Consider the following 13,391-nt stretch of genomic DNA (forward strand, 5'->3'; position numbering starts at 1 on the left):
AGAAGTTCCCATGGCTTCACCATCTCATCGGGCCTGATCTCTCGCCCTACACGGGGCTGATCAAGAATTCCGGGGCGATCTGAGGAGGCGCGGCACGGGCGGGTGGTGCCGTGAGACCCCACCCGCCGGACGGGTTCAGCGCGCTCGGCGTCTGGTCACGGCCGCTGCCGCTTCGTGTGGTAGCGCTGGGCGAGCCGTGCGAGTGCGACGGCGCCGAGGAGCAGTCCGAAGTCGCGCAGCGCGACGTCGTAGTAGCCCGGGATGGTCAGCAGGTTGACGATGATGCCGGCCAGCCAGCCCGCGACCAGCCAGCCCCCGAAGCGGGGAGCCAACGCCACGGCGACACCGGCCACGATCTCGATCACGCCGACCGCATACATGGCCGCCTGGGCGCTGCCGGGAACCACGTCATCGATCCACGGCGCGAGGTAGGCCGGCCAGTCAACGAGAAGGTTGGTGAACTTGTCCAGCCCGAACAGGATCGGCGCCACCGTGAACCCGGTACGCAGGATCACGAACGCCTGATAGCCGGGGTCGGCGAACCGCGCCCGCCACGGGGCAGCGGAGGTGGTGGTTGTGGTTACGGAGGACATGACCCGCTCCTTCTATCGACAAGGTTCATTAACAATAGAAGCCTCCCATCGTTCTTTAGTCAATGGCTGTGGGTTTTACACTGGTGTCCGTGGACACCCCGAAGGAAGTACGCGACCTGGACGTCTCCGCCATCGCCGCTCTCGACGAGCCGACCCGCAGGAGGCTGTACGACCACGTGGCGCGCCAGCCCGGCCCCGTCAGCCGGGACGAGGCCGCCGCGGCCCTCGGACTGGCCCGGCAGACCGCTGCCTTCCACCTGGACCGGCTGGTCGACGAATCCCTGCTCGATGCCGTCTACGAGCGCCGCAGCGGACGCTCCGGACCGGGCGCTGGCAGGCCGGCCAAGCTTTACCGCCGCTCGGCGAAGCAGGTCGCCGTCAGCCTGCCGGACCGGCGCTACGAGCTGGCAGGACGGCTCCTCGCTCAGGCCGTGGAGGAGTCGGACGCGACCGGCGAGCCGGTGCGCGAGGTCTTGCACCGCAAGGCCGAGGAGCTCGGCACGCAGTTGGGTGAGCAGAACGAGTCGGGCGTCTTCGACCTGTTGGAGCGGTACGGCTTCGAGCCGCGTCGCGAGGACGACGTCATCGTGCTGGCCAACTGCCCCTTCCACGTGCTGGCCCGCGAGCACACCCGAACGGTGTGCGGCATGAACCTCCACCTGATGCGCGGCGTCCTCAGCGGCCTTGACGAGGCAGGACTCGAGGCATGCCCGGCACCCCGCCCCGGACAATGCTGCGTCCGGCTGCAGCCGGCCACCTGATCAGACCGGCCGCTCGATCGCCTGTCGACGCCCAAAGTGAGCCAGCGATTTCCTGACCCGGGACTCAGCAGTGTGTTTCCTTAAACGGAGCGAGTCACACGTGAGAGGCAAACAGCCCTTCAGGCCCCTGAGCGACCAGGCACGTTGATGCCTCTGCCTGCTCCGCACACACTGACTTGACAGGGAAACCAGGACGTCGCGGGCGTCCTCGCGCGCGAGGACCGCACCGATCGCCATGCCTTCGTATGGTGTGTGAGCCGGGACACGACGGGTGGAACCTGGGCAGGCATGTGGGAACTACTAGAGACGTGTCGCAGTCCGGACAAGGTCGGCGACTGCTCTGGACCGGCTGTGCGGGGGCCAGGCAATGACGGTGGTGACTGCTGGCGCGTCCAGCACGGGCACGGCGGCAAGGTCATCGTGCAGCTGGGCTCGGCACGACTCCGGTGCGACCGCGCAAGCACGGCCGAGCGCGACGAGCTGCAGCAACTGTGCTTGGTCGCGGACTTGTGGGCCGGGGCCGGGCGGGTAGGTGCCGTCGGAGTCGGGCCAGCGTGGCAGGGGCAGGCCAGGCAGGGCGGTGATGTCGGCCATGTGCACATGGGCGCGGACGGTGAGCGGGTGCCCGGCCGGCAGGACCACAACCTGGCCCTCCGTGCTGAGTTCTTCGGTGTGGAACCCGGCTGCCGAGTCGAACGGCCGGTGCAGCAGCGCCACGTCGGCCCGGCCCTCGCGCAGGAGTCGTTGCTGCTCGGCAGGGCCGCACAAGATGACGTCGACGGGGACCGCGCCGGGCTCGGCGGCGTACGCGTCGAGCAGTTTCGCCAGCAGTTCTCTGGACGCGCTGGCCTTCGTGACCAGGACCAGACCGGGACGGCCGGTCACGGAAAGGGCGGCGCGGCGGGTCCGGCGCTCGGCGGCGTCGACCGCGTCGAGGGCCGCCCGGCCCTCGGTCAACAGCACCGAGCCGGCCTCGGTCAGCGTGACGGCGCGGCTGGTCCGATCCAGCAGCGCTGCCCCGAGCCGGCGTTCGAGCTGCTGGATCGCCCGTGACAGAGGCGGCTGCGCGATCCCGAGCCGCTGCGCGGCCCGCCCGAAGTGCAGCTCTTCAGCGACAGCGACGAAATATCGCAGTTCCCGGGTCTCCATGCCGCCACGGTACTCCGGATCAATACCCTGTCGGTATCGCTGCCTACCCGATCGGTCTTGGACCCCCGCCGGGGTCCAAGAGCAGCATGGTCCCCATGAGCGAACGAACGATTGCGCTGGTCACCGGCGCGAACAAGGGAATCGGCCACGAGATCGCCGCGGGCCTGGGCGCCCTCGGCTGGAGCGTCGGCGTCGGCGCCCGAGACGATCGGCGCCGTGATGCAGCGGTGGAGCGACTGCGCGCGGCCGGTGTCGACGCGTTCGGCGTACCACTGGACGTGACCGACGACGCGAGCGCCACCGCCGCCGCACAGCTGATCGAGGAACAGGCGGGGCGCCTCGACGTGCTCGTCAACAACGCCGCCGTCGCCGGCAGCATGCCACAGGAGCCCACCCGGGTCGATCCCGCCATCATCCGGACGGTCGTGGAGACCAACGTGATCGGCGTCATCCGCGTCACCAACGCGATGATGCCGCTGCTGCGCCGCTCTCCCTCACCGCGGATCGTGAACATGTCCAGCAGTGTCGGCTCCCTCACCCGGCAGTCAGGAACCGCTGCTGAGCAGATGACGGGTCCGGTGGCCGTGGCGTACGCGCCGTCGAAGACGTTCCTGAACGCCGTGACCCTCCAGTACGCCCGGGAGCTGAGCGGCACGAACATCCTGATCAATGCCGGCTGCCCCGGCTATGTCGCGACCGACCTCAACGGCTTCCGCGGCGTGCGCACCCCCGAACAGGGCGCGGCGATCGCCATCAAACTCGCAACCCTGCCGGACGACGGCCCGACCGGCAAGTTCTTCGAAGACGCCGGCGTAGTGCCCTGGTGATGTGCACGGCGGTCATCAGCCGCCGGTTGAGGCGGCTTCGTCCGCGATCGCGGTCTGGCCCCGTCCGTCGTCGGCCACCGGCCCGGGGTGTCCTCGGCGAGGTGGATCTGCCGGTACCCCTCCGGGCCGGGGGCGGCGGCCCGCCGGTGGTCAACGGGCGAGGAACTCGACCGCGAGGGGGGCGAACTGCTGGTGGTGCTGGAAGATGCCGCCGTGACCGGAGTCGGGGTAGATGATCAGCTCGCTGTGCTTGATGCGTCGGTGCAGGTCCTCGGACAGGACCGAGGGCACCATGCGGTCGTGGTCGCCGTTGGCGATCAAGGTGGGCTGGGCGAGCTGCGACAGGTCGTCGGGGGTGGAGCGCCCCCACTTCTTGATCGCCTTCAGCTGTGTCTGGAACGCCTTGACCTTGATCTCCGCATCGCGGTCGGCGGTGCGTTCCTTGAGCCGGTTGACGAACGCGCGTGCGGCGGGCTTGCCGGCGGTGTTGCGGTTGAAGAACAGGTACTCCTTGGGGTCCGACCGGGTCAGGGTGGCACGCAGCATGTCCCAGTACGTGGTGCCGATGACCTTGTCGATGCCCTTGCCGCCCCTGGGCCCGGTGCCGGTGAGGACGAGCTTGCGGACGAGCTCAGGGTGCCTCACCACCAGGGCCTGGGCGATGAAGCCACCGAGGGAGAAGGAAAAGACGTCGATCTTGTCGAAGCCCAGCGCCGTAATGACGGTGTAGGCGTCATCAGCCATCGCCTCGATGCTGTCCGGCACCTGGCCCGTGGAGGCTCCGACACCGCGCTGGTCGAAGGCGATGACGTGACGGCTCTTCGCGATGGGGTCGACGATGCGCGGGTCCCAGTTGTCCAGGGTCCCGGCGAGGTGGACGAAGAACACAACGGGGATGCCGCCCTCGGGTCCCAGCTCGCGGTAGGCGTAGGTGACGCCGCCGGCGGTGACGGTGCGCGCCGGGGCATGGGCGTACGAGGTGATAGCGGCTTCGTTCGGGGTGCCGGCGCTGCTCATGATGGTTTCTCCTGGTGTGTTTTTGGTCGCCCGCGCCGCGGGTGGCGGAGGTCAGCTGGGGCTGATGGCGGCGGCGGCCCTTTTGAAGCCGGGCGCCTTGCCCGCGACCGGGCGCACCACGCCCTGCACGACGCGGGTGGTGATCTGGCGGAGCCGGTCGATGCCGGCGCGCCCGCCCTACGCCATCGAGACGACGACCTTGCCGGCCTTCGCCCGGCCCTTCTCGACGTACTCCATGGCTTCCCGGGTCTGATCGAACGGGAAGACACGGTCGACGACGGGGCGGATCTTCCCGGCGTCAATGAGAGGGCTGAGTTCGCGCAGCTGGTCGCCACTCGCCTTCATGAACAGGAACGAGTACGTCACGCCGAGGCGCTTGGCCCGGCGCCGGGTCTTGGAACTGAGCGCGGTCATGGCCAGGCGGAGGAGGGAGGCGGTCCAAGGGGGAGGCGATCCCCTCGACCGCGACGACCCGGCGGACGGCTGCCCGGTCGCCGCGCTCGCCACGGACATCGCGCGCGAAGGCGGGGGTCGCGAGGCCCGTCGCCTCTACACCGAGGGGGTGGCCGACTTCGCCGACTTCCTCGCCACCGACGACCAGGACGGCATCGCCCGCCTCTGCACCCTGTTCGGTGCGCTGGTTCTGTCCCGGGCCACCAAGGGCTCCCCGCTCTCCGAGGAGATCCTCGCCGCCGCGCACGCAGCCTTGATCAGGGGCGCGGCGGTCGAGTAGGCGATGCGGGCGATCCAGCGAGCACGAAGTCGTGCCCGCGTGGGGGGCGTCCCGGTCGATGATCCCGAAGCCGGCCCTGTGCTCGATCGCACAGTCGGCCACGCGGCGTTGTGCGTGCAGCACCAGGCCATCAACGGGCAGGACCACGGCCGGGGCATGGAGAAGATCGGCAGCGCAGGGGCGATGGCGGCAGGCGCTGCGGTCGAAGCTACGGCGTGTGCAGACGCCGATGTCGCGATGCTCCCTTGAACCCGTTCCGCCAAGGGCGCGGCGGCCGGCTGCAGCTAGGGCAGAAGTCGGGCAGGAGCAGCTGGTGTTCGGTGCAGGCGAATGCCCATGGCAGTCGCCACAGCAGCGGCCCGCGGCCGGCGTGGCCGCGGAGGCAGGCGGGACAGTAACGGGAGCGGCTGGGGCGGAAGCACCAGGCCAGCGGCCGATCGACTCGGCACCGACCTGGCTGGATGGACTCCGAGTGGCGCCGCAGGGCAAGGAGTACCCGAGGACGTCGTCTTCGCGACCAAGCCCCGTCTCACCCTGTAGATGATCGAGCAGGCTGAAAGGGCTTGATGGGCCTCGTCGGGGAAATTCCGTATTCCTGTGCGTCCTTGTCACCCCCACCGAACACGTGATCGCCGTGCGGTACGGCCGAGCCTTCTCTGTGCGCCGAGACCGCAGACATACGTGCGCCCCCACCCGCGAGACGGCCCCGCCACGGCAGGGACGCGAGCGCGTGCAGGTACCGGATGATCACGGACGCTTACCCGGCGTACAGCATGCGCCGGCCTGAGGGGGCCCTGCCGGGATCCTGGCAGGGCCCCTCAGGCGGCAGCCGGCGGGCGGCACGCCGTCACGTTCGGTCGGTGGCAGCTCACAATCCCTGGTGGTGTGGCTGCCGGCGTGGGTTAGCGGTGGTGGTTGTCGTTGTGTCCGCGGCGGCCCCACGTTTCGGTGTCGATGAGGTTGCCGCGGTTGTCGCGGAGAGTGGCGGTGTCGCGTTCGTTCCAGATCTGGTGGCGGCGGTTCTGGTAGACGTCGTGGCGGGTGTCGCGGCCCTCGCCGGTGTGGACCTTGACGCTGGAGCGGCCGTCCAGGCGGAGGCTGTTGAAGCGGTAGCGGTTGCCCTGCTGGTCGGTGAGGGTGAAGCCGTCGAGGTCGACGCTGCGGCGGCCGGTGTTCTTCACCTCGACCCATTCGGTGTTCAGGGCGCGGTTGCCGCGGCCGCGGCTGTCGTGCTGGACATCGCCGATGACGATCGAGGAGTTCCGGCCGCGGTGGTCGCGCCGGTCGTCGTCGTGGGCGGCGGCCGGCATGGCGGCGGCGCCGATCAGGGCGCCGGCAGCCAGGAGGGCGGCGAGAGCGCGGCGGGTGGCGAGAGAAGCAGACATGAAGACGACTCCTTCAACGGTCAGTCGGCCCGGCCTTGTGCAAGCCGGGAGGGCTCCGAACGGTTCCCGGCGTCCTGCCGGGGAGTCACACTCTGGCCCCTGACCATGCCCGAAAGGCGCGAAAACGGACTGTGTTGCCCAATACGGATATGTCCGTGACTCTCCCTTGTAGCAGGCAACGGTCAAAGCGACGTTGACCACAGGAGGCGACGGCCCCGAGGCACGTCCCAGGAGGGTCACGGCCCGCAGGGGCCCCGCCTCGCGGCCGCCCGACTTGCCAGCCACCCATGGCTCCTGCGCCGAACGGGTTCAAGGCCCTGTAACAGCCGCTTCTGCCATTTTCCCGAATGCGCTTACGTGAACGGTTCTGGCGTCCGGACAGCCAACACGGCTGTACTGCGCCCACGTCTCGAGCGCCCCGCCTGCGGGCTGCGCGGCCAGGCATGTAAGAGGGACGGTGTCTTTGTGGTGTGTGAGCCGTTAGAGCTGTGCCGGAGCGGTTTGCCTGCCCGGGTCGTCCCGCTCCGGCCCTGGGCACCGCCTGTCCGGACACGGCCTCGCGAACAGCGGTCCGCTCCGACACCGACGCCATCACCGCCGCCTGAGAGCTGGCCCCTTCGGACCCGCTTCAGCGCGAGACCGCCCGTCAGGACGCTGGGGCCGGTCGCTCTCATCCGGCCCCCAGCTCGTCATCCTCGGCCGCTGCGACGCCTGGGCTGCTTGCACGTGGACGGTGTGCGGATGCGAGAGGGGGGCTGCGGTGGGGAGTGGCCGGTGTCAGCGTCGGGCGTCAACCCTCGCCTGTGCACGTCACTCGGGATGCCGAACGCTGTGCTTCTGCTGCGGGGCGTCGGCTTGTGGTGGCTATGGTCGCTTCAGTCCGCGTCGATAGGGCGTGCGCGGGCGAGGCGGGCCACCCCGCTCTGCCGAATCTGGGAGCGGGCCCGCAGGGATGCAGCGCCCGGACAGGCGCTCGGTGCCCCCGTACTGGCAGGCCTGTGGTCCTGCATTCGACGCACGGGCCGGCCGCGCGCAGTATGGGGTCTGTGCGGGTGGTTCGGGGAGGTGTGGAGCGGGTCGTGGGGGTGCATCGCGGGGCAGATTGGGTGATGGGGCTCGGCGAGGAGCCCGCCTGCCGCGTCGGTGGCCTCCTCCTCCCGGAGTGCTCTCGGCCGGGCCGAACTCGGCCTGGTCTATCTGCACCCGCCGTCCGTCCCCTTCATCCGCACCTTCTGCGAACGCCTCGGCAACCGACCCGACACGGTCGTGCCCACCTTCCAGCCGCACCGGCAACATGGGCGCAGCCAACAGGTGGTCCTGTTCGGCATGGCCGGCGGCGCCAGCGGCGGCGTGATGCTGATCAGCTGGTAGGCACCCTGGCCCACGCGCTCGGACTCCTGACACCGGGGGCCGGCCAGCAGGCTCCATTCGGCCTCTGTGGCTGCGTGCTCCATCGGACGGATGAGCGCTTCATCTGTTGTAGCCGAGGTTCAATCTGGCGCCTCGTACGGGTGCTACTGACCGTCAGTGGCCTTTCAGGCGCTGCTCTGGCAGGCAGGGTGTCGGGTATGGACATCTCGCCGTTCCTGCAGCGCAAGCTCGCCCGCCGCTTCGCCACCTTCGACACCAACCGTGACGGCTATATCGACCGCACCGACTTTGAGTCGGCCTGCGACCGCCTCGCCGCGGCCTTTCATCTCTCGCCCGAAGCCCCCGCGCTCAAGCACATGCGGGAGTTGAGCGACGGCCTGTGGCAGCACTTGTCACGGGCCGCGGATAACGACGCCGATGGACGCATCAGCCTCGCCGAGTACCAGGCGGCGTTCGCCGCCGGGTTGCTGGTCACGCCCGCTTCCTTCGACGCCGGGTACATGCCGTTCCTCGATGCGCTGATGGACATCGCGGACGAGGACGGCGACGGGAAACTGACCCGGGATGAGCAGGTTCGCTGGTCCGGCGCCCTGATGGGGCTGCCTGAAGCGGACGCTCGAGAGGTCTTCGGCCGCCTCGACCGGGACGCCGACGGCCTGATCAGCCGGGACGACATGCTCCAGGCAATCCGTGAGTTCTACTTCAACGAGGAGCCCACCTCCACCGGCGTGTGGCTGCTCGGACCACTGGACCCCGCATAGCAAGCAAACCTGTCGCCCAGACGGACCGGTTTGCATTCAGACGGCTGTTCATGTCCGCTCGAACCGCCGTACGGGTCACTACCCCCCAGCCCGGGCGGCCGGCTGCTCCTGCAGACCCGGCGCGGCTCCCGGGTCCAAAACCGATTCCCCGACCCGGTCGCAGCCGCCGGGCAGCTACCGCGGGGACGATCTGATCCACGGCCGCGGTATGGGCGCGTCGCGACCGTCCGTTTGGGGAGGTGGAGGCGGCCGAGGGCTTCCTCCCCGGCGTGGCTGCCGCTACCGGCGCCCGACGGCAGACCTGGCCCCGACCGCGCACTGCACCTGGCCTCTGACTGCTTCGACAGTGCGAATCGTTCCTGCGGTGAATGTCTGCGGCTGTGTGGGTGAGCCCTGCCCGCTATGTCTCCGGCGCAGGTGAGGAGACGGGTAGAAGAGGGGGGTCGTTCCGTCGTCCTGAGGGGTGTTCCTGATGAGCCGAGGCTTGATCGTCGTGGATGTGCAAAAGGACTTCTGCGAAGGAGGCAGCGTTCCCGTCGCGGGAGGCGCGCAGATCGCCACCGCGATCGCCGAGCTGGTGGAGCGGAGCGCGGACGGCGAATACCAGTACGTCGTGGCCACCCGGGACCACCACATCGACCCGGGAAGTCACTTCTCCTCAACCCCGGACTTCAAGGACAGCTTCCCCGTCCACTGCGTCGCCGGAGACGAAGGCGGCGAATTCCACCCCAACTTCGCCCCCACCGTCGCCGACGGCAAGGTCCATGCCGTCTTCTTCAAGGGCGCCCACAGCGCGTCCAAGAGCGGCTTCGAAGGCGCGGACACCGAAGGCACCCCCCTCGCGGACTGGCTGCGCGCACGCGGGGTACGGAACGTCGACGTGGTGGGCATCGCAACCGACCACTGCGTGCGCGCCACCGCTCTGGACGCTGCCGCGGCCGGCTTCGGAACCCGGGTGCGCCTGGACTACACGGTCGGAGTGGCCCCCGACACCATTGCCTCCACTCTGGACGACTTCCGCCAGGCAGGCATCCAGGTGTCCGGCCGGGCACCGGCGCCGAAGTAGCCCAGCGGCCAGGCCAACGCCCTCACCCTGTTGCGGTCCACACTCGCGGAAACCGGTTATGCGAGAGCTCGTTGGACGGGCGGGTGCACGCCCCTGCCCGGGGTGCCTCGACCCTTCGGGGCGGGGCGCCCGGGGCTGGCGTTCCGCACACGGCAGGTCCCGGGTCCCCACCGCCCCGCCGGACCGGCCACTTTCGATACGGGTGACGAGCTACTGGACAAGGGGCACTAGAGTTCCGGCATGCGCATCGCAGGCCCTCTCGACGAGCTCCCCGACACCAATTTGAGGTTGGCTGTGGTCAGTCAGCTGATGGAAGCGGGCATGCTGCCGCTCTTCCAACCCCCGGTGCCTGAAGGCGCGCACGTCTGCATGGACGCGTGCGATGCCGTCTGCGAGGAGTGGCTCGACGGCCTCGACAGCTTCGACTACCGACAGGACGTGGCCGATGCCCTGCTCGGACTGCCCGTCACGGAAGCCCAGTGCGCCACTGTGCGGGAACTGAAGTGGCACACCTCCTCGAAGGCCATTGCCCTGGTCTGGAGCGAGTGGGGCGGCGAGTGCGAGGAGTTCCACATTCGCGCACTCGACGGCATAGGTGCGGCCCTTCCCGGCCTGGAAGCACTGCATCTGGAACTGACCGAGGTCACCGACCTCATGCCCCTGACCTCCTGTGACCGGCTCCGTGCGCTTACCCTGGCCGGGGGTTATGACGACGAGACCGACCTTGCGCCTCTCGCCGGCACCCGCATGCTGGCCTCGCTCGCACTGCACTCAAAACGAGTGGAGGACCTGCGCCCCCTGAGCGGCCTCCCGCTGGAGCACCTCTCCCTCGACGGGTGCCACGACGGCAACGGCCGACACGTGATCGACCTCGCACCACTGGAGCACATCACATCCCTGCGCACGCTCCGCTACCGCCGCTTCGCCCGCATCCGCGGGGACGAGCACCCGGCCCTTTCCGCATTCGGCAACGCCCGGGTCATCGACACCCTCGCTGCACGCGGTGTCGACCTCAGCTTCGACTGGTGACACGCTGCAGAGCAGCCTGACCGGACCGGGCGGGGCCGGCCGGTTACCGCGCCGGCCGACGTTGCCACCAGATCGCGGGGCAATCAGACGAGCGACCAGCTCATCGCGCTGATCGACTCGCTGCTGATCTTCATTGGCCTGGTGACCCCTCGATGGTCCCGGGGCCCTGGACTGCGATCTTTCGGTTGTGGGGCGGTGGGGTGAGAGGCAGCCTTCCCCGATGACGCATACCGATACGAGGAAGGCCCCGGTGCCCGCGGTGTCCGGCTGCGCCGATGCCGTTGGCGAACCGGCGTAGGACACCGCGCCGCTCGGTCGCGAGGTGGTCACCGCACAGCCATGCCGACCAGACGCGGTCCGGGGTCCGTGGCGGCCTGCCTCCAGCTCGTACAGCTCCGCGTCGATCGACGTAGCAGCCCCATACGGTCCGGTCCAGATGGGGCGGACGTCAAACTCTTGGAGGCCGTCGAGGTCGGCCGCCATGGCCAGGACCGGTCTGCACACCGCCGACACCGCCGACCCCGCCGACACGGTGGACCAGAGTCGCGGCGCGCCTCATGACCGACACAGGACCGCAGCGGGGGCTACTTGACTTCCTCGAAGCTGTAGGCGTAGCCCTTGCTACCGATCTTGATTTGGAGAGTTGTGAAGCCGGGCTTGCCCTTGTTGGCGTGCTCGCCCCAGTAATGGCACCGGAAGCCGGTGTCGGCGCCGAAGTCGAATGCCTTGGCGGCGGGGAGTTCGTCGCAGGCGAGCTTGCTGGCGTCCGAGCGGCCGGACTCCGAACCGTAGTTCTCGTTGATCATCTGGTAGACGAGCTTGCCGACCAGCAGACCCTGCTTGGGCTCCTTGGTGTAGGAGATGACGCTGCTGCCGGCTTTGTAACTGTCGCTGATCTTGACCTCGTAGGGGATCTCGGCTCCCGCGTAGGTGACCACACACTGGCTGATCGCGCCGGCCTGCTGGGTCACGCCGTCGGGGCACTTGGCACTGGTCTCACCTGCGACCTTGGCGCTGCCGAGCACGTCCTCCCGCAGAGCGTGCTCCACCTTCTGTACGAAGGGAGCGCCGACTTCGGGGAGCGGGGTGACTCGGAGAGCATCGCCGCCGCGCATGTGCACGTCCGGCTGCGGACCGGTGATGGCCACCGGCAGAGCCTTCGCCGCATCGTCCGCGGCACCGCGCTGGGCGGTTTCGGCGGAGCTGCAGCCCGCACTGAGCAAGGTCACTGTGGCCACGCCTATAAGAATCCTGGGGAATCGCATGGAGGAGAGCGTAGACGCCGCTACCTGTAGGTCTTGACCAGGACATGGAGGGATGACCCTGGCCTCCCCTTGGCCGACGATCCCGAATGGGGTGGCGACCTCGCCGATCGGATGGCGGACGTCTTCGGAGTCCGGCTGGCGCTGTGCGGCGCGCCAGGCCCGGTTGCCGTGGGGCCGAACGGGAGCGCTGTGCACCGGTCGACAGTGTCCCTCCGGCAACCTTTAGTGCTCGCTGTGCTGGTCGGCTTTGTCGCCGCCGCTCTTGTTGACGGCGGCCTGCGCTTCTTCGCCGCGATCCGAGACGAGCCGTGGAGTATGTACTGGAAGAACGGTAGCGACCCATTCGCGACTGTCGCGAACTATCCAGTGGTTCTGAGGTTCGGTCCCCTCTGCATCGTCGCAGCAGTCATTTCCAATGTGCGGCGCGACTACCTCTGGCTCTGGACAGCGACACCATGCTCAACAGGCGCCGGTGAGAGCCACCAGCACGGCTGTCCGGCGTACACAGAAGTCAAATCGGTCCCTCCTGGCCCTCATTGCGCGCACGAAACCGAAGGGATGAATGATGGACACCACAACCCTCGAGCAATTGAAAGCCCAGTACCGCAGGAGCGGTGCACGGGCCGGCATCAAGCTTGACGACATCGAGATGCGGAAGGCCATCTCACTCCTCCCACGCCAGGGACCTGTAGTCGAAACTCCGGGCGTGGAACTCCGCTACATCGAGGGCCTGCTGAGGATTCCCCTTGATTCCATCGTCGACTTCTCAATCATCCCCGCCGCCGGACAGTCACGCTGTCCATGTGGTCGAACACCGACCGCGCTGGACATCGTCGCCCACGCCGTCGGCCAAAAGATTCACGACGAGCAACTCCTGCGCGACACCGTGATCGGCGTGTACAACGTGTTCGAGTTCGCCGACGAAGGGCGCACAGCGCCGTGTCATCGGTGCGGACGGGAGTTCACGGCCAGCGGCTACTGGACCCATAGCTACATGTACGCCTGACTCGGCCCTTCAATGCAGCGGTCTGGCCTGTCCCTTCCGGAGACTGGCTTTGATGGTGAGCTACGAGAGCGTGGATAGCTCAGCCCTGAAATTCCGATCGCGGACGGCCGTCTCCTCGGCCTGGCCCCGCGCGCTCGGATGCGGATCGCCGTGCCCTCGAACCACACGGGGAGCAGGGTCGGCACCAGCGCCAGCCAGAACAGCAACTGCGGGACGAGCCGTTCGGACCGAGTTCCGTTTTGAAGCCCGTGGTGGTCCCGCTCCGTGCCCTTACTAGGGTGACGGCACGGAACGGGACCACCTGCCTGGGAACCGGGGCGGACAAGGGAAAACATCGAGGGATGGGTCGGGGGAGTAACGAAGGAGCCGAGGGAAGCTTCGGCACATGGTTCCGGTCACTCCTCCAAGGAGGCCCCGAGCGCTGGCTG

Annotated in this window: 13 protein-coding genes and 3 pseudogenes; 8 read left to right on the forward strand and 8 right to left on the reverse strand. The window is 68.6% G+C overall.

The window, feature by feature from the left end:
• Positions 1-155 precede the first annotated feature (155 nt).
• Entirely contained in the window at positions 156-593 is a 438-nt protein-coding gene (locus IF09_RS0137685; RefSeq protein ID WP_030303779.1) for a membrane protein, read from the reverse strand.
• 62 nt (positions 594-655) lie between these two features.
• Here IF09_RS0137685 and IF09_RS0137690 point away from each other — a divergent pair, with 62 nt between their 5' ends.
• Entirely contained in the window at positions 656-1,354 is a 699-nt protein-coding gene (locus IF09_RS0137690; protein WP_106975227.1) for a helix-turn-helix transcriptional regulator, read from the forward strand.
• Between the two features lie 300 nt (positions 1,355-1,654).
• Here the strand turns inward: IF09_RS0137690 and IF09_RS0137695 are convergent, their stop codons facing one another.
• The gene (locus IF09_RS0137695) at positions 1,655-2,503 is read right to left on the reverse strand and encodes a LysR family transcriptional regulator (protein ID WP_030303782.1); all 849 of its coding nucleotides are present in this window, start codon (positions 2,501-2,503) and stop codon (positions 1,655-1,657) included.
• A 95-nt stretch (positions 2,504-2,598) separates the two neighbouring features.
• On the opposite strand from IF09_RS0137695, the gene IF09_RS0137700 reads away from it, so the two are divergent.
• Positions 2,599-3,330, forward strand: a complete 732-nt coding sequence (locus tag IF09_RS0137700; protein ID WP_030303784.1) for an SDR family NAD(P)-dependent oxidoreductase — start codon at positions 2,599-2,601, stop codon at positions 3,328-3,330.
• A 150-nt stretch (positions 3,331-3,480) separates the two neighbouring features.
• Here IF09_RS0137700 and IF09_RS0137705 read toward each other — a convergent pair whose 3' ends face one another.
• Together IF09_RS0137705 and IF09_RS41280 are read right to left on the reverse strand one after the other, a co-directional pair.
• The gene (locus IF09_RS0137705; RefSeq protein WP_030303786.1) at positions 3,481-4,347 is read right to left on the reverse strand and encodes an alpha/beta fold hydrolase; all 867 of its coding nucleotides are present in this window, start codon (positions 4,345-4,347) and stop codon (positions 3,481-3,483) included.
• 177 nt (positions 4,348-4,524) lie between these two features.
• A pseudogene (locus IF09_RS41280) lies at positions 4,525-4,776 on the reverse strand (zinc-binding dehydrogenase); the annotation flags it as partial.
• Between the two features lie 34 nt (positions 4,777-4,810).
• Here IF09_RS41280 and IF09_RS41285 point away from each other — a divergent pair.
• Positions 4,811-5,080 (forward strand): annotated as a pseudogene (locus tag IF09_RS41285) (TetR/AcrR family transcriptional regulator); the annotation flags it as partial.
• A gap of 208 nt (positions 5,081-5,288) precedes the next feature.
• Here the strand turns inward: IF09_RS41285 and IF09_RS48720 are convergent.
• Together IF09_RS48720 and IF09_RS0137725 are read right to left on the reverse strand one after the other, a co-directional pair.
• On the reverse strand, positions 5,289-5,564 hold the full coding sequence (locus tag IF09_RS48720; RefSeq protein ID WP_078613712.1) for a TniQ family protein: 276 nt from the start codon (positions 5,562-5,564) through the stop codon (positions 5,289-5,291).
• A gap of 418 nt (positions 5,565-5,982) precedes the next feature.
• Complete coding sequence (locus IF09_RS0137725) at positions 5,983-6,465, reverse strand: lamin tail domain-containing protein (RefSeq protein ID WP_030303789.1); 483 nt, start codon at positions 6,463-6,465, stop codon at positions 5,983-5,985.
• Between the two features lie 1,143 nt (positions 6,466-7,608).
• Between IF09_RS0137725 and IF09_RS0137730 the strand changes: the two genes are divergently transcribed.
• The 4 genes from IF09_RS0137730 to IF09_RS46615 all read left to right on the forward strand — a co-directional run bounded on the left by IF09_RS0137730 (position 7,609) and on the right by IF09_RS46615 (position 10,692).
• Positions 7,609-7,836, forward strand: a complete 228-nt coding sequence (locus IF09_RS0137730) for a hypothetical protein (protein ID WP_030303791.1) — start codon at positions 7,609-7,611, stop codon at positions 7,834-7,836.
• A gap of 197 nt (positions 7,837-8,033) precedes the next feature.
• On the forward strand, positions 8,034-8,597 hold the full coding sequence (locus IF09_RS0137735) for an EF-hand domain-containing protein (protein ID WP_030303793.1): 564 nt from the start codon (positions 8,034-8,036) through the stop codon (positions 8,595-8,597).
• A gap of 472 nt (positions 8,598-9,069) precedes the next feature.
• Positions 9,070-9,663, forward strand: a complete 594-nt coding sequence (locus IF09_RS0137740; protein ID WP_030303795.1) for an isochorismatase family protein — start codon at positions 9,070-9,072, stop codon at positions 9,661-9,663.
• A gap of 240 nt (positions 9,664-9,903) precedes the next feature.
• On the forward strand, positions 9,904-10,692 hold the full coding sequence (locus tag IF09_RS46615; protein ID WP_199920538.1) for a DUF6892 domain-containing protein: 789 nt from the start codon (positions 9,904-9,906) through the stop codon (positions 10,690-10,692).
• 210 nt (positions 10,693-10,902) lie between these two features.
• On the opposite strand, the pseudogene IF09_RS47755 reads toward IF09_RS46615, so the two are convergent.
• Both IF09_RS47755 and IF09_RS0137750 read right to left on the reverse strand, forming a co-directional pair.
• Positions 10,903-11,103, reverse strand: a pseudogene (locus tag IF09_RS47755) (hypothetical protein); the annotation flags it as partial.
• A 173-nt stretch (positions 11,104-11,276) separates the two neighbouring features.
• Positions 11,277-11,930 carry a hypothetical protein gene (locus IF09_RS0137750; protein ID WP_234321313.1) on the reverse strand — a complete coding sequence of 218 codons (654 nt, stop codon included), beginning with the start codon at positions 11,928-11,930 and terminating at the stop codon, positions 11,277-11,279.
• A 592-nt stretch (positions 11,931-12,522) separates the two neighbouring features.
• Here IF09_RS0137750 and IF09_RS0137755 point away from each other — a divergent pair.
• The gene (locus tag IF09_RS0137755) at positions 12,523-12,963 is read left to right on the forward strand and encodes a hypothetical protein (protein WP_158710183.1); all 441 of its coding nucleotides are present in this window, start codon (positions 12,523-12,525) and stop codon (positions 12,961-12,963) included.
• Positions 12,964-13,391: the final 428 nt, after the last annotated feature.

Origin of the sequence: Streptomyces katrae (genome assembly GCF_000717655.1) — a bacterium.
GTDB classification, from domain to species: domain Bacteria; phylum Actinomycetota; class Actinomycetes; order Streptomycetales; family Streptomycetaceae; genus Streptomyces; species Streptomyces katrae_B.